This is a genomic window from Mesoterricola sediminis, from assembly GCF_030295425.1.
GTDB lineage: Bacteria > Acidobacteriota > Holophagae > Holophagales > Holophagaceae > Mesoterricola > Mesoterricola sediminis.
On record NZ_AP027081.1, the window covers coordinates 3,104,997 to 3,126,247 of the forward strand.

A 21,251-nucleotide genomic window follows, 5' to 3' on the forward strand; every position below is an offset into this window, starting at 1 on the left:
GGCCCGAAGGCCTGGACGTTATTCGGCGGTCTTGACCGGCATGGTCAGCTTGGCCAGGTTCTCGTAGGAGGCGTAGCGGTTGGTGACCTCGCGCTGCGCCATGGCGAGCAGGTGCTTGAAGTGCTCGGGGTTCTGCTGCTGCACCATGCGGAACCGGGTCTCGTTGAGGATGTAGTTCCCGATCTCGACCTTGGGCGCGGCGGAATCCATCTGCAGGGGGCCTTCGCCCTGCTCGATGCGGCGGGGGTCGAAGCGGAACAGCGGCCAGTGGCCGGAGTCCACGGCCAGCTTCTGCTGCTCGCAGCCCTGGACCAGGTCGAAGCCGTGGGCGATGCAGTGGCTGTAGGCGATGATGATGGACGGACCGTCGTAGCTCTCGGCCTCGAGGAAGGCCTTGGCCACCTGGACGTCCTTGGCGCCCATGGCCACCTTGGCGACGTAGACGTTGCCGTAGCTCATGGCGATCATGCCCAGGTCCTTCTTGGGCAGGGGCTTGCCGGCCATGGCGAACTTCGCGGCGGCGCCGAGGGGGGTGGACTTGGAGGCCTGGCCGCCGGTGTTGGAGTAGACCTCGGTGTCGAGGACCAGGATGTTCACGTTCCGGCCGGAGGCCAGCACGTGGTCGAGGCCGCCGTAGCCGATGTCATACGCCCAGCCGTCTCCGCCGACGATCCAGATGCTCTTCTTGACCAGGTAGTCGGCCACGAGGGCGAGGCGGGGCGCCTCGGGATCCTTGATGCCGGCCAGCTTGGCCTTGAGGGCGGCGACCCGCTCGCGCTGGGCCTGGATGCCGGCCTCGTTGCTCTGGTCGGCGGCGACGATGCCGGCCACCAGCTCATCGCCCACCTGGGCGGCGAGGCGGTGCAGCAGCTCGAGGGCGAACTCCTGGTGCTTGTCCACGGCGAGGCGGAAGCCCAGGCCGAATTCCGCGTTGTCCTCGAACAGGCTGTTGGCCCAGGCGGGACCGCGGCCGTCCTTGTTGACGGTGTAGGGCGTGGTGGGCAGGTTGCCGCCGTAGATGGAGGAGCAGCCGGTGGCGTTGGCGATGAGGGCCCGGTCACCGAAGAGCTGGGTCATCAGCTTGATGTAGGGGGTCTCGCCGCAGCCGGCGCAGGCGCCGGAGTACTCGAAGAGCGGCTGCATGAACTGGCTGCCCTTCACGTCGGTCTTCAGGACGGTGCGGTCGGCCTCGGGGAGCTCGAGGAAGAACTTGAAGTTCTCGGCCTCCTGCTGGCGCAGGGGAGCCTGGAGCGTCATGTCGATGGCCTTGTGCTTGGGGTTGCTCTTGTCCTTGGCGGGGCAGACGGCGACGCAGATGCCGCAGCCGGTGCAGTCCTCGGGAGCGACCTGGATCGTGTACTTCTGGCCCTTGAACTCGGCGCCCTTGTAGTCGACGGACTTGAAGGTCTCGGGGGCGCCGGAGAGGCAGGCCGGATCGTAGACCTTGGGCCGGATGGCGGCGTGGGGGCAGATCAGCGCGCACTTGTTGCACTGGATGCAGATGCTCTGGTCCCAGACGGGGATGTCCATCGCGATGTTGCGCTTCTCCCACTTGGTGGTGCCCACGGGCCAGGTGCCGTCCACGGGGAAGGCGCTGACGGGGAGCAGGTCGCCGTTGCCCTGCATCATGATGGCGGTGACGCGCTTGATGAAGTCCGGAGCCTCGTCGGCCACGGTCGGGGGCATGACGCGCTCGGCGGTCACGGTCGCGGGGACCTCGACCTGGTGCAGGTGCTCGAGGGTGGTGTCCACGGCCTCGAAGTTCTTCTTGATGACGGCCTCGCCCTTCTTGCCGTAGGTCTTCTTGATGGCCTTCTTGATCTGGGCGATGGCCTCCTCGCGGGGCAGCACGCCGGAGATGGCGAAGAAGCAGGTCTGCATGATCGTGTTGATGCGCACGCCCATGCCGGTCTTGCGGGCCACGTCGAAGGCGTCGATCGTGAAGAAGCGCAGCTTCTTGGACACGATGGCGGTCTGGACCTCCTTCGGCAGGCTGTCCCACACCTCATCCTTGGAGAAGGGGGAGTTCAGCAGGAAGGTGGCGCCCACCTCGGCGGAGGAGAGCATGTCGTACTTGTCGAGGAAGCTCGTGTTGTGGCAGGCGACGAAGTTGGCCTTGCGGATCAGGTAGGCGCTGCGGATGGGCTTGGGCCCGAAGCGCAGGTGGCTGATCGTGATGGCGCCGGCCTTCTTGGAGTCGTAGACGAAGTAGCCCTGGCCGTAGTTGGTGGTCTCTTCGGCGATGATCTTGATGGAGTTCTTGTTGGCGCCCACCGTGCCGTCGGAGCCGAGGCCGTAGAACATCGCGCGCTTGACGTCGGCGCCCTCGATGTCGAACTCGTGGTCCATGTCGAGGCTGCTGAAGGTGACGTCGTCGACGATGCCGACGGTGAAGTGGTTCTTCGGCTTGTCCTTGGCCAGGTTGTCGTAGATGGCCTTGATGCAGCTCGGGTTGAATTCCTTGCTGGAGAGGCCGTAGCGGCCGGCGAAGACGCGGGGGGCCTGGTCGAAGTGGCTGATGCCCTCCTCGGCGGCCTCGCGCAGGGCGGTGACCACGTCGAGGTAGAGGGGATCGCCGAGGGCGCCGGGCTCCTTGCAGCGGTCCAGGACCGCGAGCTTCTTGACGGTCTTGGGCAGGGCGCCGATGAAGTGCTTGATGGAGAAGGGCCTGAACAGGCGGACCTGCAGGAGGCCGATCTTCTCGCCCTTGGCCAGGGCCCAGTCCACGTACTCGGTGGCGGTGTCGCCGCCCGAGCCCATGATGATCATGACGCGCTCGGCCTCGGGGTGGCCGTGGTAGTCGAAGAGCTTGTACTTGCGGCCGGTGAGCTCGGCGAAGCGGTCCATCTCGGCCTGCACGATCTCGGGGCAGGCGTTGTAGTAGGGATTGCAGGCTTCGCGGGCCTGGAAGTAGGTGTCGGGGTTCTGGGCGGTGCCGCGGACCAGGGGGGCGTCGGGGGTCAGGGCCCGGCTGCGGTAGTCCTTCACCATCTCGTCGGTGACCATGGCGCGCAGGTCATCGTCATTCAGCATCTCGATCTTGTTGACTTCGTGGGAGGTGCGGAAGCCGTCGAAGAAGTGGATGAAGGGGACCCGGCTCTTCAGGGTGGAGGCCTGGGAGATGAGGGCGAAGTCATGGGCCTGCTGGACGCTGTCGGCGCTCAGCATGGCGAAGCCGGTCTGGCGGCAGGCCATCACGTCGGCGTGGTCTCCGAAGATGGAGAGGGCGTGGGTAGCGATCGTGCGAGCGGACACGTGCAGCACGAAGGGGGTCAGCTCGCCCGCGATCTTGTACATGTTCGGGATGAACAGCAGAAGACCCTGGGAGGCGGTGAAGGAGGTCGTCAGGGCGCCAGCCTGCATGGCACCGTGGACCGCGCCGGCCGCGCCGCCTTCGGACTGCATCTCGACCACCGACGGGACGGTGTTCCAGATGTTCTTCCGGCCCTGGGCGCTCCACTCGTCGGAGAACTCGCCCATGTTGGAAGAGGGGGTGATCGGGTAGATCGCGATCACCTCATTCAAGCGGTGCGCGACTGATGCCGTAGCTTCGTTACCGTCCAAGGTAACCATGCGACGTTCGGCCATGGCCTTCCTCCTACGTGTGTCGTTGGACTTTTCCGACGTGGGTGTGGGTCTTTGGAGAAGCAGGGCCGACGGCCTAGAACATACTGCTTCGCACTCTGGTCATCGTATTCTTCAAGTGTTCCTTTATCAAGAGCAGAGGGTCCGCAAAGGGGAAAGGTGTGTCGCAAGTTACAGGGTTGGGCCAAGTGGTCTAGACTCAACCCATCCTTTTTGAACCAGCGCCCCCGCCGCCAGCAAGGCACATCTCCGCGAAGGGCGCACATTGACCGGAGGTCATCATGGAATTCAACGAGAGCCGGACCGCGCGGAACCTGCTCAAGGCCTTCGCCGGCGAGAGCCAGGCCCGCAACCGATACACCTTCGCGGCCCAGGTCGCCCGCGCCGAGGGCCTGGAGCACGTGGCCGCGGTGTTCGAGGAGACCGCCGCCAACGAGCGCGAGCACGCGCGCCTCTTCTACGCCCACCTGGCCAGACTGGCCCCGGGCGCCCTGGAGATCACCGCCACCTACCCCGTCGTGGCCGGCGACACCGCGGCCCAGCTCAAGGCGGCCGTGGACGGCGAGAACGAGGAGTGGACGGCCCTCTACCCCGAGTTCGCGAAGATCGCCCGGGAGGAGGGCTTCCCCGAGGTGGCCCGCACCTTCGAGTGGATCGCCAAGGTCGAGAAGGAGCACGAGGGCCGGTTCGCCCGCCTGTATGACCACGTGGTGAACGGCACCGTCTTCCAGCGCGGCGAGAAGATCTACTGGCGCTGCCGCGAGTGCGGCCACATCCACGAGGGCCCCGTGGCCCCCAAGCTCTGCCCCGTCTGCCAGAAGCCCCAGGGCTACTTCGAGCCGGTGGCCGAGCGGTTCTGACGCCAGGCCCCTCCCCCCGCATCCCGGCGGCGCCGGGGGGCGGGGGGATGATTTATTTTTTTCACCAGGCCGATCGTTTTTTTCTGAGATGCCCATCACAGACGAGCGGCCAGTTTCCGTGCCATCATGTCGTGCAAGGCTCCGCAGCCGCGGACTCCGCAAAGAGGCCCCCATGCTCACCTTGCCCCTGACCCAGGCGTTGACCTTCGACGATGTGCTCCTCGTGCCCGGCCCATCGGACGTGCACCCGAACCAGGTGGACCTCAGTTCCACGCTGGTCCAGGGCGTGAAGCTGGGCATCCCGCTCCTGTCCGCGGCCATGGACACGGTCACCGAAGGGCGGCTGGCCATCGGCCTCGCCCAGCAGGGGGGCGTGGGCATCATCCACAAGAACCTCAGCATCGACCGGCAGGCGGAGGAAGTGGACAAGGTCAAGCGCTCCGAGAGCGGCATGATCACCGACCCCATCGTCATCCACCCCGACGCCCCCATCCGGGAGGCGGAGGCCATGATGGCCAAGTACCGCATCTCCGGCGTGCCCGTGGTGGAGAACCACCGGCTCGTCGGCATCCTCACCAACCGGGACCTGCGCTTCGAGGACCGCTGGGAGCTGCCGGTGCGCGAGGTCATGACCAAGGACCGCCTGGTGACCGTGCCCGTGGGCACCACCCTGCTGGAGGCCCGGGCCATCCTCCAGAAGCACCGCATCGAGAAGCTGCTCGTGGTGGACGACGCGGGCGACCTGAAGGGCCTCATCACCGTCAAGGACATCCAGAAGTCCACCAACTACCCCAACGCCTGCAAGGACGCCCAGGGCCGCCTCCGGGTGGGCGCCGCGCTGGGCGTGGGCCCCGAGCTCCTCGACCGGGCCAAGGCCCTCGTCGCCGCGCGGGTGGACGTGCTCTGCCTGGACAGCAGCCACGGCCACAGCGCGGGCGTGCTGGACGCCCTCCGCCGCCTCCGGGCCGCCCTCCCCGACGTGCCGGTCATCGCCGGCAACGTCGCCACCTACCAGGGGGCCCGCGACCTCTGCGAGGCCGGCGCCTCCGCGGTCAAGGTGGGCATCGGGCCCGGCTCCATCTGCACCACGCGCATCGTCACCGGCGCGGGCATGCCCCAGGTCACGGCCATCGTGGAGGCCAGCCGGGCCTGCCGCGAGGCCGGGGTCCCCTGCATCGCGGACGGCGGCATCAAGTTCAGCGGGGACGTGGCCAAGGCCCTGGCGGCCGGCGCCGACGCCGTCATGATCGGCAGCCTCTTCGCGGGCACGGACGAGGCCCCGGGCGAGACCATCTTCTACGGCGGCCGCACCTACAAGTCCTACCGGGGCATGGGCAGCCTGGGGGCCATGAAGCAGGGCTCCAAGGACCGCTACTTCCAGGAGGGCAAGGACGACACCAAGCTGGTGCCCGAGGGCATCGAGGGCCAGGTCCCCTACAAGGGCCGCCTGGTGGACCTCATCGCCCAGCTCGTGGGCGGCCTCCGGGCCGGCATGGGCCTGGTGGGCGGCCGGGACATCGCCGACTTCCAGCAGAAGGCCACCTTCGTGCAGATCAGCGGCTCCGGCCTGCGCGAAAGCCACGCCCACGACGTGATGATCACCAAGGAAGCCCCCAACTACCGCATGGATTGAGGGACCGGGCGGGGGGGGGCCGGGCGCCGGCCCCCCCGCCCCCGCCCTCACTTCGGCAGGCGGGCCAGGCGCTGCTGGGCCATCTCGTGGCAGGATTCGCCCGGGAGTTCGCCCGAGTCCGGGGCGGAGGGCTTCACCAGGGCGTAGCAGCGGCGCGCGGCCTCCGGCTCGCCCAGGGCCTCGGCGATGAGGCCCACGACGAACCACTCGTTGCTGTCGGGCCGGCCCGCCCCCCGGGCCTGGATGCAGCGGTGGAGGATCTGCATCGCCTCCGCGGCGTAGCCCCGGTCGGCCAGGACCGTGGCCAGGGTGTGCAGCCGCGAGGCGCTGTCCCCGGTGTCCATGCGGATCATGCGCCGCGCAAGCTCGACGGTCTTCTCGGTGACCCGGCCTTCGACCGCGTGGAGCCAGGCCAGGGAATTGAGGTGCCAGGTCGAGGGCTGCTCCCGCTCCACCATGGCCTCGAGCCGGGCGATCCGGGCCTCCCGGGACTCCAGGTGGTTGAGGGCCCCGTCCCGGTTGGCCTGGAAGACGAGGTTGCCGGGGTTGGCCGCCAGCAGCTCCTGGCTGCGGGCCAGGAGCCCCTTCCAGTCCTTCTTCGCGCTCAGCACGGTCAGGTGGAACCCCTGGGCGGCCGGGGAATCCGGGAAGTCCGCGCGGAGCGGCTCCGTCGTCGCCTCCAGCGCCTCCCATTGCCGGCTGTCCTCCTGCCGGAAGGCCAAGGCCAACCGGGCGTAGGTGCGCCGGGTGAGGTCCTTCGCCCCCCGGAGCCCCGCCTCCAGCAGGGGGCCGATGCTGGGGTCCTCCTTCACCCAGATGCGCAGGGCGGCGGCGGCCCAGCGCACCTCGTCGGCGGTGGCCGCCTGGCCCCGGGTCCACAGGTACGGGAACGGGGCGGCGTTGAGCGGATCGTCGCCCCCGTTCCGGTTGACGGCTTCCCGGGCCCCGTCCAGGAAGAACCTGGCGCCGGCCAGGTCCCCCGCATCCGCCCGCCGCAGGGCCTCCGCGCCGACCGTGGCCAGGGCGAACTCGCAGGCGCACACCTTGGCCACGCCGCGATCCACGGTGAAGTACCAGGTCTGCCGGTACGTGCCGCCCGAGGTGCCCGGGAAGGTGGCGCGGACCCGGTAGCCCCGCGCCTCGTCCCCGTCCACCGCGAGCTGGGCGATGGTGAGGGTGAGGTCCAGGGCGGCGCGGCGCCGCAGGCCCTGGGAGCGGAAGGCGAGGTCCACGGAGGCGGTGTAGTTCCTGAAGCCTTCCCAGCGGTTCCCGGCGGCCAGGTGGGCCTTGAAGCCGGGGGTGGCCACCGCGTCCAGGACCTTCAGCTCCGCCCCCGGGGCCGCGATCGCCTGGATGGCCCGGACGAGGGCCGCCTTGGGATCGGCCTTGGCCCGGCTCGCCGCTTCGGCGGGCACCACCTTGGAGAGGGCCTCGGCCAGGAAGCGGCGTTCATCCGCCCCCTCCGCCCCCTGGGGCCCGCCCTGGATGAGGCGGGCGGCCCGGGCGTAGGCCCCGGCGTTGGCCAGGTGGAGGACAGCGGGGGCGATGGCGTCCTTCCAGGTGAACTGCCCACCCAGGAGGCCCGGCAGCTCGGCCAGGCTCTTGTCCACGTCCTGGAGCTGGACCATGGATGCGACCAGCCAGCCGTTGCGGAAGGCGGAGGCCTTGAGATCCCGGGCCAGGGTCAGGGCCTCCCAATGCCGGCCCGCCTCCCCCAGGGCGCCCAGGAGCCACTCGTCGCGGCTGTCCACCTTCAGGGTGTCGCGGATGAAGCGGTACTGGGCGATGGCCTGGTCCAGCGAAGCCCCGGCGGTGTAGCGCTCCCCCCCGGCATCGTGCTCGAGGAGGTAGGCGAAGTCCGCCCGCCAGCCCCACTCGGTCGCGTCCAGCGCCTCGGCCTTCCGGTAGGCAGCGATGGATCCGGCCCGGTCCCAGCCGTCCTTGAAGCGCCGCCCGACGAGATCGAACTGGAGGACCCACCCCAGGGTCTCCTGGGCCACCCAGGAGCCGGGATCCAGGGCCACGGCCTGACGGGCCTTCTCCCGCGCCGCCTCCCCAAGGCCGGCGGACAGGAGGGCCTGGGCCTGGCGGCAGAGGGTGAGGGGCGAGCGGGGCTGGGCGGCGGCCAGCTTCCGGAAGGAGGCCAGGGCCTCGCCGGTCTTGCCGGCCTTCAGGAGGAGCTCTCCCTCCTGGTCGAACAGCAGGTCCACCCGGGGGGTCTCGCCGAAGGCCTTGACGGCCTTGCGGGCGGCTTCCACCTCCGCGGCGGTCCAGGCCTCCGGCCCGGATTCGAAGCGGTGGGTGGCGGTGACGGAGCCGTCCTTCTCCAGCCCATAGGTCCGGCGGAACCGCGCGGGTCCCAGGACCACCTCGCCCCCCTCGGGCAGCTTGCGCAGGGCGTAGCCCTGGGGCGGATGCACCCGGTAGGTCCATTCCTTGACGTAGGGCACCCGCCAGCGGAGGTCCTTGGTGCGGGCCGGGAGGGGCTTGGCGTCGTCCTCCCCCTCCAGGACGCGGATGAGGCCACTGAGCATCGGCCACACCACGAGCTCGGCCTTGGCCTCCCGCCACCAGGTATGGCCCCGGGGCGTATCCTTGGCCTCGAGCACGAAGCGCACGGGCTTCGACACGTCCTTGAGGTCGGAGCAGTCCAGGGCGCCCAGGGACTTGGCGTTGTAGGCGCTCTTGACGTAGCGCTCCATGTTCTCCCGCATGGCCTTGGCGTCGAGGCTGGCGAGGTCCGAACGCGCGGAGAGGGCGTCCAGGCCGAAGTAGTCCGTGGTCTCCACCACGCGGGCGTCGCCCCACTCGGAGAGGTGGACGTCCCGGGTCTCCACGATCCGGTTGGCCTCCATGCCCTCCTTGGGGATGCGGACCAGCTCCCGCGTGGCGGGATCCACCACCAGGGCCAGCCGGCCCTGGTCCTGCCACGGGAGCTGCCCCGCGGGGGCCAGCTCCACCGTGGGGTCGATCCACAGGGGGTCCGGGCCGGGGCAGTGCACGATGGCGTGGTCGAACATGCCCATGCCGGGCATGTCGGGCTCCACGTCGGGGTCGGGGCCCACGTTCAGCAGGGCCACCCGGGCCGGCACCCCGGCCTTCTCCAGGAGGGCCACCAGGAGGGTCGCCTTGTCCTTGCAGTCGCCGAAGCCCCGCTGGAGGGTCTCCCGGGGCTCCCGGGGCACGATGGCCGCGTCGTCGAACTCGACGCCGGTGTAGCGGACCCGCTTCTGCAGCTCCGCGAGGGCCTGGGCCGCCACCTCGCGCCGGGGCAGGCCGGAGGCCTTCAGCCCGGCCATCCGGGCCGCCAGGTCCTCGGGGAGGGGATCCAGCTTGACCAGGGCGTGGTAGGCCTCGGCCACCTGGCCCCAGCCGGGCAGGGTCGAGTACCAGAAGGCGGCGGGCGCCTCCTTCCCGGAATCCTCCAGGGGCTCCCAGTCCCGGGGGGGCTCCAGGGGGCCGGTCTCCAGGGTGAGGCGGGTGCGGCCGCCCTCCGTCGTCTGGACAGGCGCCTTCCCCGCCAGGTTCGTCACCCGCCAGTGGAGCGGCGTGCCCGCGGGCACGTCCAGGGTGAAGCGGACATTCACGACGGGGACATTCTGGGCCAGCTGGACCCGGGCCATGGAGCCCGTGCCGAAGAAGGGCTCCGTGTCGTCCGCGACGATCTCCTGCTCCACGATCACCCCCACGGCCGTGTGCGGCAGGGGCCCGTTCAGGCTCTTGCGGGACTCGAAGAGACCGTCCCCCCCCTGCCCCGTGGCATATTCGCCCAGGGTGGCCGGATCCAGGGGATGGACCTTCCCATCGGGCGTGATGACCCGGGCGCGGATGACGGGGCGCGCCTGGTACCATGGGCCCCAGCCGGCCCCGACCTCGCTCCAGCTCTTCAGGGCCGCCTCGCCGTCGATGCGGTAGAGGGAGTGGGAGACCCGGTGCCGCCGGCCCTGGGCGTCCAGCACCCAGGTGTAGGCCTCGTGGAGGACGAGGACGGCCTTGCCCTCCCGGGGCGGGTGGGCCTTGGCCGCCTCCACCACCGCCCGGGGGTCGGCGGCCAGGGGCGCCGCGGTCTCCCACGGGCCGCCCGCCATCAGGGCGCCCGCCCCGGCGGACAGGATGAGGACGAGGGAGGGAATCCGGACCATGGTGTCTCCGCGTTCGGAAGGCTTACAGGGCGGCGCCGAGGGCCTTCAGGCGCCGCTGGGCGAGGAACCAGCAGGAGTCCGCCGGCGGCGCCGGAGGGTCGTCCGGCTTCACCCGCTGGTAGCAGGCCCGGGCCACCTCCGGTTCACCGAGGCGCTCCGCCATGCGCCCCAGGACGTAGTACTCGTTGGAGCCCAGGCTCTCGGAGGGCCGGCCTGCCAGGGAGGCCTGGAGGGCCTTGGCCGCCTCCGGCACCGGTCCCACCTCCGCGAGCACGGCCGCCAGGGTGTGGAGGGTGCCGGGATGGGGGGGATCGCTGGCCCGCGCGGCCCGGCGGGCCACCTCCAGGGTGGTGTCGGACACGCGCCCCAGCAGGAGGCTGTACCAGGCCAGGTTGTTGAGATCGCCGGGCTGGGCGGTTCCGTGGTCCATCTTGGTCTGCACGAGCCGCAGGCGCTCGTCGCTCCGCCCCAGCTGGGCGAGGGTGGCCTCCCGGGAGCCCAGCATGTCCTCATCCTCCGGGAAGCGGGCCAGCACCCGCCCCTCCAAGGCGTAGAGGTCCTCCCAGCGCCCCAGGTTCCGCAGGACCAGGACCTGGGCGAACCGGAGGTTCCGCGAATCCTCGTGGACCGCCGCGATGCGGGCCACCGGGGCCTCCGCCTTCGCCCAGGCCTCGCGGGTCAGATAGGCCATGATCAGGGCCTGGTCCAGGCGGGCCCGCTTGAAGGGGTCCCGGACGGCGGCCCCGCCCTGCTCCAGGAGGGGCAGGATCCGGGCGTCCTCCTTTTCCCGGCAGGCCAGGACGGCGGCGGCCGTGCGCGTCGCCTCGGCCTCCGCGGCCCGGCCCTTGATCCAGAGGTGGGGGAAGGGGTGGCCCCCCAGGGGATCGTCCCCGCCCTGGACCGGCAGGAGCTCCCGCGCCCAGTCCAGGAAGCCCCGGGCCCCGGCCAGGTCCCCGGCCTCCAGGCGGGTGAGGGCTTCCTGGCCGAAGGTGCCGGGGTCGGCCTGGAAGGCCGCGAGCCGGCACCCGCCCTCCCCGGCGGAGAAGGCCCAGACCTGGGTGAGGGCCCCCTTCTGGCCCGGGGCCCGGACCGTCACGCGCCAGCCCTGGGCCGCGCTCCCCTCCACCTTGAATTCGCTGAGGGCCAGGCTGGCGTCCAGGGCGGGCCGGGGATCCAGGTCCAGGTCCAGGGCCGCGCTGCTGAACTGGCGCAGGGAACCCTTGAGGACGTCCCAGTTCTCCGCCACCTGGAGGTGCGCGCGCAGGCCGGGGGTCACGAGGCCCGCCACGTCCTCCGGTCCCTTGAGCCCGCCCGCGTGGAGGGAGGCCAGGCGCACGAAGACGGCGCGCGGATCCGCCGCGTCCAGGGTCCGGGACTCGGCGGGCACCGCCCGGGTCGCGGCCTCCAGCAGCAGGCCGCGGGCCTCGGCGCCCTCGCCCCCGGCGGGGCAGGCCTTCAGGACGGCCACCGCGGCGGCGTAGTCCCGGAGATCCATGAGGTGGAGGACCGCCGCATGGAGGCCCCCCTCCCAGGTGAAGGCGTTCGTCAGGAGGCCCCGCAGCTCCGCCAGAGCCGCGTCCGCCCCCTTCAGGCGGACGAGGGATGCGGCCCACCAGCCGGTTCGGAAGGGGCTGGCTTCCATGGAGGCCGCCAGCTCGCAGGCCTCCTTGAACCGGCCGGCTTGGCCGAGGGCGGCCAGGTAGGATTCGTCCCGGCCGTGGAGCTTCTTGTCATGGAGCGTCTTGTAGAGGGCGATGGCCTTGTCCAGCTCCGCCCCCGGGCCGTACCGCTCCCCGTCCGCGTTCCGCTCCAGCAGGAGGGCGTAGTCCGCGCGGGTGTCGTCCAGGTCCGGGTCGGCGGCCAGGGCCCGTTCGTAGGCCTCCGAGCTCCCCTTCCGGTCCCAGCCCTTGTGGAAGCGCCGCCCGCCCTCGTCGAACTGGAGCACCCATCCCAGCGTGTCCTGGGCCAGGGCGGACCCGGGCGCCAGGGCGACGCCCTTGCGGGCCGCTTCCCGGGCCGCTTCTCCCAGCCCGAGGCCCAGCAGGGCCTGGGCCTTGCGGGCCCACGGCAGGGGGCTGGCGGGCTCGTCCGCGGCCAGCTTGCGGAAGGCCGCCAGGGCCTCGGGAGCCCGCCCGGCCTTCAGGAGGGCCTCCCCCTCCTGGTCGAAGATCAGGTCGGTGCGGCGCGATTCCGAGAAGGCGGTGAGGGCCTTCCGGGCCGCCTCCACCTGGGCCGGGGTCCACCGGGCCGGACCCGAATCCAGGACGAAGGACGCGAGCGCCGTGCCGTCCCCTTCCCGGGCGTACGACCGGGTGAAGGTCGCCGGCCCCAGGGGCAGGCGATCGCTCTCCGGGAGGCTCCGCAGCACGTAGCCCTTGGGCGGGTGCACGCGGTAGCGCCATTCGACCCGGACGGGCTCGGGCTGCACCAGGTCCTGGGTGCGCGGGGGCAGGGGTTTCTTGCCGTCGCCTTCCAGCAGCTTCTGGAATTCCCGGAACATGCCCCACACATGGAGCTGGGCATAGGCGTCGATCCAGCCCGTGCGGGCCGTGCCGACCCCCCGGGCCTCCAGCACGAAGCGGGCGGGGACCGCGAGGTCGCGCAGGTCGGGCATCGCCACCACCTCGCCGGCCTTGGCGTCGTAGGCGTTCCGGACGTAGTCGGCCAGCTGGGTCCGGGATTTGGCGGGATCGGGTCCCCCCAGGTTCCGGCGCACCTTGAGATCCTCCAGGCCGCCGTACTCGCTGGTCTCCACCACCCGGGCGGGCCCCTGCTCGGCCAGGAAGACCTCCCGCACCTCCAGGGCCCGGTTGACCTTCCCGTCCAGGAGATCGGTCTTCACCAGGCCCCGCGCGCCCGGCCCCGCCAGGAGGGCGCCGCGACCCTGGGCGTCCGGATAGAGCACCCCCAGCGGCACGATGTCATTGGCCGGATCGATCCAGAAGCCGTCCCGCCCCTCCACCCGCACCAGGGCGAAATCGAAGCCCATGAGGTCCGGCACCTCGGGATTCTGGTCCTGGTCCTCGGTGCGCACGAGGGCCATGCGGGCGGGAATCCCCGCGGCCTCGAGCATGCGGACCAGGAGGGCCGCCTTGTCCTTGACGTCCCCGACCCCCCGCCGGAGGGTCTCTTCAGGCGCCCGGGGGGCCAGGGGCACATCGCCCCAGCTCACGAATTCGGTGCGCACGCGCTGGTGCATCCGGGTGACCACGGTGGCCGCCCGGACGCGCACGTCGGGCACCTGCCCGGGCAGGCCCGCCAACCACGCCTTCAGGTCATCGGGCAGGCCGGCGGGGATCAGTTTCCCGTACGCCTCGGCCAGGTCCCCCCAGCCGGGCTGGGTCGTCCACTCCACCCGCGGCCGGTCCCACCGGGCCGGGTCCGCGTTGGGCTCGGAGTCGGAGGGCGGCGCCAGGGGTCCCATGGCGAGGCGCACCCAGCGCCGGCCGTCCTTGACCGCCTCCACCGGCTGGACCGGGCCCGTACCCTTCGCCTGCCACCGCAGGGGCACCCCCTCCGGCGCGTCGAGGGAAAACCGGACGGCCTTGGCCGTGGGCGTGGGCGCCAGGGGGATCCGGCCCGAGCCGCCCGACCCGAAGAAGGGGGTGTGGTCGCGCAGGATCGTCACCTCCTCCACGATCGCCCCCAGGGCCATGTGCGGGAGGGGCCCGGCCAGGGTGCGCCGGGCGGCTTCCGCCCCCTCCGCGCCCCGGCCCTTGCTGTACTCGCCCAGGGTGGCCGGATCCAGGGTATGGACCGACCCGTCCGGGCTGATGACGCGGGCCTGGAGCACGGGCTTCTCCTGGTACCAGGAGGACCAGGTGGCGGAGATCTCGCTCCAGCCCCGCAGGTGCGAATCGGCGTCCACCCGGTAGATGGTGTGGAACACCCGGTACCGGCGGCCCTGGGCGTCCACCGAGCAGGAGCGCCCCTCGAAGAGGAGACACACGGGCTCCCGCTCCAGGACCGGGTGCTGGCCGGAGAACCGGAGCAGCTCCTGCGGACTCGCCGTGAACGGCGCCCCCGGATCCCAGACGGCCTGCGCCGCGAGGGGGCCCGCGACGAGCGCGGACACGACCATGCCGAGGGCAGGCGCCTGGATCATCCGACCTCCAGAGAATGTTGATTTGTCGATTATTTACCGATCCCGGGGCCAGAGCAACCCGGAAGACGAGGCCCTTGGGTGAGGCCGTCCGAAGGGCCGCTGCGAGGGCAGGCAGATCGAATCACCGGAACGATCGCGTCCCGTACCTTCGTAACGGCAAGGGTATGAAAAGAACCCGTACGCCGAGTGCGCCGAGACTCCGAGTCACGCTGAGCCAGCTTCGCGGTTCAGCACGCCGACCCATCCCACCCAGGCCCTGGCCCTCAAGCGCCTCCTGACCCAGCTTGGCTCGTGTCGGTAGATCGAATCACCGGAACCGCCTTGTTCCGATCCTTCGTGCTGGCGAGGGTGAGTAAAAAACCCGTACGCCGAGTGCGCTGAGAGGCCGAGTCACGCGGAGTCGGCTTCGCGGTTCAGCACGCCGACCCATACCACCCAGGCCCTGGCCCTCAAGCGCCTCCTGACCCAGCTTGGCTCGTGTCGGTAGATCGAATCACCGGAACCGCCTTGTTCCGGTCCTTCGTGCTGGCGAGGGTGAGTAAAAAACCCGTACGCCGAGTGCGCTGAGAGGCCGAGTCACGCGGAGTCGGCTTCGCGGTTCAGCACGCCGACCCATACCACCCAGGCCCTGGCCCGCTGGCGCGGGCCGCGATGCTGCGCATCGCTCGGCTGGGGGCTCCGGGCCTTCCGCATGCATGCCTGTGGGTGCCCTGCGCCCCCAGCCTTGGACGGGCCTGGGCTTGAGGTTCGGCCCACCGCCGACCAGCCCCAGGTGGGTTACAACACCGTCCGGCGGTGGCGGGACCGGTTCCTGGAGGCCGGGTGCCACCCTCACGGCGGAGCGCAAGGCGGAGATCGTGCGGATGACCACTCTGGAGCAGCCTGAGCATGCCACGCAAGGGTCCTTGCACCGGATGGCCAAGGCCGTCATGCTCGGCCAATCCATTCGGTGACTCAAGTGCGGCCGGCTAGGCCCGGTCCCGACTGAGCACCAGCCGCTGGATTCCCCCATCTTTCAACGGGCAGGCCCAGAAGTTGAGAAGCAGTCCCACCTCCTTGCCAGAGAGGCGCAGATAGGTGAGGAGCTGGGCCTGATGGATGGGGGTCAGCCGCTCCACAGCCTTGGCTTCAACGATCACCGTGTCATCGATCATGAGATCGATCAGGTAGGAGTCGGGAATCAGAAGCCCCTCGAAGGTGATGTCCAGGTGGACTTCCAGCAGGACCCGGTGCCCGTTCTGGCGCAGGGTATGGGCCAGACAGACCTTGTAGGGTTTTTCGTAAAGGCCAACCCCAAGGCGGTTCTGGACGTGCATGGCGGATTCGAGGATGGAACGGGTCAGGTCGCTATGGGGGCGGTCGTCAGGAGGGCTTTGGTGCATGAGGGAGCTCCTGCCGGTGGGATTCCAGGAGGTCGGCGTGTGTTCCCGAAACCGAGGTTTACCGAGGCGGCTGAGCCCAGGCCCGTCCAAGGCTGGGGGCGCAGGGCACCCACAGGCATGCATGCGGAAGGCCCGGAGCCCCCAGCCGAGCGATGCGCAGCATCGCGGCCCGCGCCAGCGGGCCAGGGCCTGGGTGGTATGGGTCGGCGTGCTGAACCGCGAAGCCGACTCCGCGTGACTCGGTGTCTCAGCGCACTCGGTGTACGGGTTTTTTACTCACCCTCGCCAGCACGAAGGATCGGAACAAGGCGGTTCCGGTGATTCGATCTACCGCCACGAGCCCAGCTGGGTCAGGAGGCGCTTGAGGGCCAGGGCCTGGGTGGCATGGGTCGGCGTGCTGAACCGCGAAGCCGACTCCGCGTGACTCGGTGTCTCAGCGCACTCGGTGTACGGGTTTTTTACTCACCCTCGCCAGCACGAAGGATCGGAACAAGGCGGTTCCGGTGATTCGGTCTACCGACACGAGCCCAGCTGGGTCAGGAGGCGCTTGAGGGCCGCGCGGACCTTGGCCAGGGCCTGGGTGGAACTAGGGTGCGAGGAGCCGCTCCCGCCTGGCCTTGAGGACCCGGTCGCGCAGTTCGGCGGCCTTCTCGAATTCCATGCGGGAGGCGTGTTCCTTCATGCGGGCCTCCAGCTTGGCCACCTCCCGCTGGAACTCCCGCTCCTCCAGGTAGAGCAGCGGCTCCTCGGCCACCTTGCCCTCCTTGGGGACCGTGATGAATTCCCGGGCCAGGGCCTCGCCCATGACATCGTCCAGGTTGCGCCGCACGGTCTCGGGGGTGATGCCATGGGCCGCGTTGTGTTCCTGCTGCTTCAGGCGGCGGCGCTCCGTCTCGCGGATGGCGGTCTCCATGGAGTCGGTCCGCCGGTCCGCATAGAGGATGGCCTTGCCCTTCACGTTGCGGGCGGCGCGGCCGATGGTCTGGATCAGGCTCCGGGCGCTGCGCAGGTAGCCCTCCTTGTCGGCGTCCAGGATGGCCACCAGGCTCACCTCCGGCAGGTCCAGGCCCTCCCGCAGGAGGTTGATGCCCACGAGCACGTCGAAGACGCCCCGGCGCAGGTTCTTGAGGAGCTCCACGCGCTCCAGGGTGTCGATCTCGCTGTGGAGGTACTCGGCCTTGATGCCCAGCTCCTGGTAGTACGAGGTGAGCTGCTCCGCCAGCTTCTTGGTCAGGACGGTCACGAGGACGCGCTCGTCCCGGGCGGTGACCTTGCGGATCTCCTCCAGGAGGTCGTCCACCTGGTTCCCCACGGGCCGCACCTCCACTTCGGGGTCCACGAGGCCCGTGGGCCGGACCACCTGCTCCACCACGACGCCGCCACTCCGGGTCAGCTCGTACTCCCCGGGGGTCGCGCTCACGAAGACCAGCTGGTTGACCCGCGTCTCGAACTCCTCGAAGCGCAGGGGCCGGTTGTCCAGGGCCGCGGGCAGGCGGAAGCCGTAGTCCACGAGGGTGCGCTTCCGGGACTGGTCCCCGTTGTACATGCCGTGCAGCTGGCCCGTGGCCACGTGGCTCTCGTCCATGAAGAGGACGAAGTCCTCGGGGAAGTAGTCCAGGAGGGTGTGGGGGGGCTCGCCCGGATTGCGCCCGTCCAGGAACCGGGAGTAGTTCTCGATCCCCGAGCAGTAGCCCATCTCCTTCATCATCTCCAGGTCGTACACGGTGCGCTGATGGAGGCGCTGGAGCTCCACGATGCGGCCCTCGGCCCGGAACGCCTCCTCCCGCGCCTCCAGCTCCGCCTTGATCTCCCGGATGGCCTCCTTGAGGCGGTCCTCGGGGGTGACGTAGTGGCTCTTGGGCCAGATGGTCAGCTCGGGCAGGGTCTCCAGGACCGTCCCCCGCAGGGGATCGATGCGGGAGAGGCGCTCCACCTCGTCCCCCCAGAGTTCGATGCGGTAGGCCGTGTCCTCGTACGCGGGATACACCTCCACCACGTCGCCCCGAACCCGGAAGACGCCGGGCTCGAAGCTCATCTGGTTGCGGCTGTACTGGATGGCCACCAGGTCCCGCAGGAGCATGGCCCGGTCCCGGGTCCCGCCGGTCCGGAGGTTCACGGAGAGGTTCAGGTAGCTGCCCGGATCGCCCAGGCCGTAGATGCAGCTCACGGAGGCCACCACGACCACGTCCCGCCGCTCCAGGAGGTTGCGCGTCGCCGACAGGCGGAGCTTCTCCAGCTCGTCGTTGATCTTGGCGTCCTTGTCGATGAACAGGTCCCGCTCCGGGACGTAGGCCTCGGGCTGGTAGTAGTCGTAGTAGCTGACGAAGTACTCGACCGCGTTCTCGGGGAAGAACTGCTTGAACTCGGAGAAGAGCTGGGCCGCCAGCGTCTTGTTGGGCGCGAAGATCAGGGCGGGCCGCCCCAGCTCCGCGATGACCGAGGCCATCGTGAAGGTCTTGCCGCTGCCCGTCACGCCGAGGAGCGTCTGGAAGCGCTCGCCGTCCGAGACCCCCTTCACCAGCTGGGCGATGGCCTGGGGCTGGTCCCCGGCGGGCTGGTATGGCGCATGGAGCTTGAAGGGGATCGACCGGGCCATGCCCTCCATCCTAGCCGAAAGGCGAACGTTTGGCGAACGCCCCGGCCATCGAAGAAAAAGGCCCAGCGCCGGGGCGCTGGGCCTTGTCCGGGCGCCTGGGGGCGCCTACAGCCGGCGGAGAACCACGCAGCCGTTCGTCCCGCCGAAGCCGAAGTTGTTGTTCAGCGTGTATTCGGCGTCGAAGGTGCCCGCGGTGTGCGGGGTGACGTCCAGGTCGCAGTCGGGATCCTGGTCCACCACGTTGAGGGTGGGCGGGATCTTGCCGGTCTTGGCCGCGAGGGCGGCGACGATGGTCTCCAGGCCGCCGGCGGCGCCCAGGAGGTGGCCCGTCATGGACTTGGAGGAGCTCACCTTCAGCTTCGCGGCGTGGGCCCCGAAGACCTGCTTGATGGCGGAGCACTCGATGCGGTCGCCCGCGGGGGTCGAGGTGCCGTGGGCGTTCACGTAGCCGATCTGCTCGGGGGCGATGCCCGCGTCGCGGATGGCGGCCTGCATGACCCGGCGGGGGCCGTCGCCGTCCTCGCTGGGGCTGGAGATGTGGTGGGCGTCGCCGCTCATCCCGTAGCCCGCGATCTCAGCATAGATCTTGGCGCCGCGGGCCTTGGCGAGCTCGTACTCCTCCAGGACCAGGATGCCCGCGCCCTCGCCCATGACGAAGCCGTCCCGGCCCTTGTCGAAGGGACGGCTGGCCTGCTCGGGGGCGTCGTTGCGGGTGGACAGGGCGCGCATGGCGGCGAAGCCGCCCAGGCCCAGGGGGTTGATGACGGAATCGCTGCCGCCGGCCACCATGCGGTCCGCGTAGCCGAACATGATCTGCCGGGCCGCGTCGCCGATGGCGTGGGTGCCGGTGGCGCAGGCGGTGGCCACGGCGGAATTGGGGCCCTGGAGGCCGTACTTGATGCTCACGAAGCCCGAGGCCAGGTTGATGATGAGGCTCGGGATGAAGAAGGGGCTCGTGCGGCGGGGGCCGCGGTAGCCGTGGGCCTCCTCCCAGATGGTGGAGAGGCCGCCGATGCCGGAGCCGATGGAGATGCCGAACAGCTCCCGCTCCGCCTTGGTCAGCTCCATCCCCGCCAGGCCGGCGTCCTCCATGGCTTCCTGGGCGGCGGCCATGGCGTACTGGATGAAGATGTCCATCTTCTTCTGTTCTTTTTTGTCGATGTACCGGTCGGGCTCGAAGCCCTTCACCTCGCCGCCGATCTTGCAGGCGAAGTCCGACACGTCGAACCGCGTGATCAGTCCGATCCCGCTCTTGCCGGCCAGGAGGTTGTCCCAGGTCTCGGGGACGGTGTTGCCGCAGGGATTGACGGTTCCCATGCCGGTGATGACAACGCGTCGGCGCTGAACGGTGCTCATGGCGTCACCTCATTGACAAAGACAAGGATGCCACAGGCAGACCCCGTTCGCGCTTCCGGTCGGGAAGACAAGCGAGGAGGCCCTGGCTGGGTCTAAAGGCAAACGCCGCAGGAATCACCTTCCTGCGGCGCGGATAGGCATCCCAAGGAGGTCTCAGGCCTTGGCATTCTTCTCGATGTACGAGATGGCGTCGCCAACCGTACGGATCTTCTCCTGCTCGCTCTCGGGGATCTCGATCCCGAAGGCCTCCTCGATGGCCATGATGATCTCGACGGTGTCCAGGCTGTCGGCACCGAGATCGTCCACGAAGTGGCTGTTCTCGGAAATGGAATCCTCAGGCTTGGCAAGCTGCTCGGCGATGATCGCAATGACCTTTTTACGAATTTCAGCCATGGTCTCTCCTTAGAACCTGACGAGGCTATCACGGCCTTTCCGGATTGCCAAGCGGCTACACTTGACCCCATGCCCCGGGAACCCCAGATCGCGACGCCCGAACACGGCTGGCCCCTGGGTTGGGCCGCGGCCCTTCGCGCCTTCCGGACCCACCTGGCGGTGGAACGGGGCCTGTCGGCCCACACCGTCGCGGGCTACCTGTCCGACCTCCAGCACCTGGCCCTGTGGGCCACGGAGGCGGAGCTGCCCCCGCCGGCCCTGGACCGGGAGCGGGTCACCGCCTTCCTGGTGACCCAGCAGGCCTCCGGGAAGGCCGCCCGGAGCATCGCCCGCCTCTCCTCCGCCCTCCGCCAGTTCCTGGCCTTCCAGCGCCTGGAGGGCGAGGCCGGGGCCGGCCCCGAGGCCGTGGTGCGCCCCCCGCGGCCGCCCCGCATCCTGCCCCGCACCCTCACCGAGGGCCAGGTGGAGGCCCTCCTCGGCGCCCCGGACACCGCGGTCCCCCTGGGCGTGCGGGACCGGGCCTGGATCGAGCTGCTGTACGCCTCGGGCCTCCGGGTCTCGGAGCTGGCCGGGCTCTCGGGCCTGTCCCTGTTCCTGGACGAAGGCTTCCTTAAAGTGATGGGCAAGGGACGGAAAGAGCGGCTCATTCCCTTCGGGGAGGGCGCGGAGCACTGGCTCCGGGCCTGGCTCGCCCTCCGCCCCGGCTTCCGGCCCCAGGCGGACACCCTCTTCGTGGGCCGGTCCGGCGAACCCCTCACCCGACAGCATTTCTGGCGCCTGCTCAAGGCCTACGCCGTCAAGGCCGGCATCCGCCGGGAGGCCGTCAGCCCCCACGTGCTCCGCCACGCCTTCGCCACCCACCTCCTGGACCACGGGGCGGACCTGCGCGCCGTCCAGGCCATGCTGGGCCACGCGGACATCTCCACCACCCAGATCTACACCCATGTGCACCAGGCCCGGCTCCGGGCCCTGTACGACCGGATGCACCCCCGGGCCTGAGGTGCCCGCCGGCCTCCAACCAGATATTTACCTTTTAATGCCGTCCCCGGACCCGGACGGGGAGGCGCCGGGGCCGACCCCCCCGGGAGCGGGGGATCAAAAAACCGGGTGAATATGCAGGGATTCGCCCAGGTAGGGGATATTTCAAGATCTTAACCTTGCTTGGCGGCTTCAAAGCCGGCCCAGCCTAGCATAATGAG

General features: G+C 70.0%; 10 protein-coding genes. 3 read left to right on the forward strand and 7 right to left on the reverse strand.

Annotation, left to right across the window (positions count from 1 at the left end):
• Positions 1–18 precede the first annotated feature (18 nt).
• Positions 19–3,588: a pyruvate:ferredoxin (flavodoxin) oxidoreductase gene (nifJ, locus tag R2J75_RS13645; protein WP_279342148.1), complete on the reverse strand. Its 3,570-nt coding sequence runs from the start codon at positions 3,586–3,588 to the stop codon at positions 19–21.
• A gap of 275 nt (positions 3,589–3,863) precedes the next feature.
• Between nifJ and rbr the strand changes: the two genes are divergently transcribed.
• Both rbr and guaB read left to right on the forward strand, forming a co-directional pair.
• Positions 3,864–4,445, forward strand: a complete 582-nt coding sequence (gene rbr, locus R2J75_RS13650; protein WP_394365919.1) for a rubrerythrin — start codon at positions 3,864–3,866, stop codon at positions 4,443–4,445.
• Positions 4,446–4,617: 172 nt separating this feature from the next.
• Complete coding sequence (gene guaB, locus R2J75_RS13655; protein ID WP_243334169.1) at positions 4,618–6,078, forward strand: IMP dehydrogenase; 1,461 nt, start codon at positions 4,618–4,620, stop codon at positions 6,076–6,078.
• A 47-nt stretch (positions 6,079–6,125) separates the two neighbouring features.
• Here guaB and R2J75_RS13660 read toward each other — a convergent pair whose 3' ends face one another.
• From R2J75_RS13660 to acpP, 6 genes are all read right to left on the reverse strand, one after another.
• Positions 6,126–10,220 (reverse strand): DUF3857 domain-containing protein, encoded by a 4,095-nt coding sequence (locus R2J75_RS13660; protein WP_316410385.1) that lies wholly within the window; start codon positions 10,218–10,220, stop codon positions 6,126–6,128.
• Between the two features lie 22 nt (positions 10,221–10,242).
• Positions 10,243–14,325: a DUF3857 domain-containing protein gene (locus R2J75_RS13665; protein ID WP_316410386.1), complete on the reverse strand. Its 4,083-nt coding sequence runs from the start codon at positions 14,323–14,325 to the stop codon at positions 10,243–10,245.
• Between the two features lie 968 nt (positions 14,326–15,293).
• Positions 15,294–15,707, reverse strand: a complete 414-nt coding sequence (locus R2J75_RS13670; protein ID WP_243334164.1) for a GxxExxY protein — start codon at positions 15,705–15,707, stop codon at positions 15,294–15,296.
• A 586-nt stretch (positions 15,708–16,293) separates the two neighbouring features.
• Positions 16,294–18,303 (reverse strand): excinuclease ABC subunit UvrB, encoded by a 2,010-nt coding sequence (gene uvrB / locus R2J75_RS13675; RefSeq protein ID WP_243334163.1) that lies wholly within the window; start codon positions 18,301–18,303, stop codon positions 16,294–16,296.
• A gap of 105 nt (positions 18,304–18,408) precedes the next feature.
• Positions 18,409–19,659 (reverse strand): beta-ketoacyl-ACP synthase II, encoded by a 1,251-nt coding sequence (fabF, locus tag R2J75_RS13680; RefSeq protein WP_243334162.1) that lies wholly within the window; start codon positions 19,657–19,659, stop codon positions 18,409–18,411.
• A 153-nt stretch (positions 19,660–19,812) separates the two neighbouring features.
• On the reverse strand, positions 19,813–20,052 hold the full coding sequence (gene acpP / locus R2J75_RS13685) for an acyl carrier protein (RefSeq protein WP_243334161.1): 240 nt from the start codon (positions 20,050–20,052) through the stop codon (positions 19,813–19,815).
• Between the two features lie 69 nt (positions 20,053–20,121).
• On the opposite strand from acpP, the gene R2J75_RS13690 reads away from it, so the two are divergent.
• Positions 20,122–21,051, forward strand: coding sequence for a tyrosine recombinase (locus tag R2J75_RS13690; protein WP_243334160.1), 930 nt, complete (start codon positions 20,122–20,124; stop codon positions 21,049–21,051).
• Positions 21,052–21,251 lie beyond the last annotated feature (200 nt).

Bases quoted from the DNA above. Each gene is read 5' to 3' on its own strand.
- uvrB (WP_243334163.1), bottom strand. From the start codon at position 18,303: ATGGCCCGGTCGATCCCCTTCAAGCTCCATGCGCCATACCAGCCCGCC.
- R2J75_RS13660 (WP_316410385.1), bottom strand. From the start codon at position 10,220: ATGGTCCGGATTCCCTCCCTCGTCCTCATCCTGTCCGCCGGGGCGGGC.
- R2J75_RS13690 (WP_243334160.1), top strand. From the start codon at position 20,122: ATGCCCCGGGAACCCCAGATCGCGACGCCCGAACACGGCTGGCCCCTG.
- acpP (WP_243334161.1), bottom strand. From the start codon at position 20,052: ATGGCTGAAATTCGTAAAAAGGTCATTGCGATCATCGCCGAGCAGCTT.
- R2J75_RS13665 (WP_316410386.1), bottom strand. From the start codon at position 14,325: ATGATCCAGGCGCCTGCCCTCGGCATGGTCGTGTCCGCGCTCGTCGCG.
- nifJ (WP_279342148.1), bottom strand. From the start codon at position 3,588: ATGGCCGAACGTCGCATGGTTACCTTGGACGGTAACGAAGCTACGGCA.
- fabF (WP_243334162.1), bottom strand. From the start codon at position 19,659: ATGAGCACCGTTCAGCGCCGACGCGTTGTCATCACCGGCATGGGAACC.
- R2J75_RS13670 (WP_243334164.1), bottom strand. From the start codon at position 15,707: ATGCACCAAAGCCCTCCTGACGACCGCCCCCATAGCGACCTGACCCGT.
- guaB (WP_243334169.1), top strand. From the start codon at position 4,618: ATGCTCACCTTGCCCCTGACCCAGGCGTTGACCTTCGACGATGTGCTC.